Source organism: Thiocystis violacea, from assembly GCF_016583575.1.
Classification (GTDB): domain Bacteria; phylum Pseudomonadota; class Gammaproteobacteria; order Chromatiales; family Chromatiaceae; genus Thiocystis; species Thiocystis violacea.
The window spans coordinates 1-937 of sequence record NZ_NRRG01000154.1 but is presented as its reverse complement, the minus strand read 5'-3'; the positions used below and the strand labels follow the sequence as shown (position 1 = coordinate 937).

The 937-nt window shown below is 50.8% G+C and carries 2 protein-coding genes; both read right to left on the bottom strand.

What is annotated here, in order from left to right; genetic code table 11:
• Positions 1-155: 155 nt before the first annotated feature.
• A complete protein-coding gene (locus CKO27_RS23930; protein WP_276570210.1) occupies positions 156-449 on the bottom strand; it encodes a Txe/YoeB family addiction module toxin in 294 nt (97 codons plus the stop codon).
• Positions 442-693 carry a type II toxin-antitoxin system prevent-host-death family antitoxin gene (locus tag CKO27_RS23925; protein WP_200377409.1) on the bottom strand — a complete coding sequence of 84 codons (252 nt, stop codon included), beginning with the start codon at positions 691-693 and terminating at the stop codon, positions 442-444. Before CKO27_RS23925 ends, CKO27_RS23930 begins: the two co-directional genes overlap by 8 nt.
• Between the last annotated feature and the right edge of the window lie 244 nt (positions 694-937).

Sequence of the window (937 nt, the reverse complement as noted above, 5' to 3'; positions counted from 1 at the left end):
AGTCTTATAAGGTTCAAGTTCGTCAAAGATTGGCCGAAGGACTTCCCATTCTTCATCGGAAAGGTCGCTCGGATATCTCAAAGGCCATTTTTCCAGGTCTGAAGTCATCATAATCCGCGAATTAGAATCCGTATTTTGTATAGATTTGGCGGACTTTATGGTGCCAGGCTCTTTGAAATCAAGGGTTTAGTTTTTAGACATCCTCTAAGCTGAGCGATGAGAATAGAATCAGTTTCCACCTTGTAAACAAGCCGATGTTCGTCGTCTATTCTGCGAGACCAATAACCTGATAACGCATGCTTCCATGGTTCGGGCTTGCCAATTCCCTCGAAAGGGGTACGCTGAATGTCTTGTATGAGCAGGTTGATTCTTTTGACCAACTTCTTATCCATGCGCTGCCAATACAAGTAATCGTCCCATGCGTGTTCTGAAAAATCAGTTTCATTCAGTCAATGCCCGCTCGGTACCACCACCATTCTCAAGTTCAGCAATCGATTCGAGCAGCCTTTGGGAACTCTTAGGGCTGCGAAGCAAATAGGCTGTTTCTTCCAAGGCTTGGTAGTCATCGAGGGAAATCATCACCACGGATCGGGAGTTCTTTCGGGTAACAATCATTGGTGCGTGGTCATCGCACACTTTTTCCATCGTCTCGGCTAGCTTAGCGCGCACTTCCGAATAAGTAATCGTGTTCACGGCAGGGCCTCCCGTGGTTCAGTCGTACAACTAAATGTACGTTAATGGTTGGCGCATAACAAGCCGCTCAAGCCGACCCATCGCGGGGCCTTGTTCATTATCCCGACCACCGCCCTGAGGCCGCGACCGGCATCAGATAGGGTCGTTTCGGCGGGCGTGGCCGTCGGCGTCGCGGTCGCGGCGGCAAGGGCACACGCAGGAGGATCTGCTCGAACAGCGCGGGGTGTGTTCGCCCGAAGAAGCG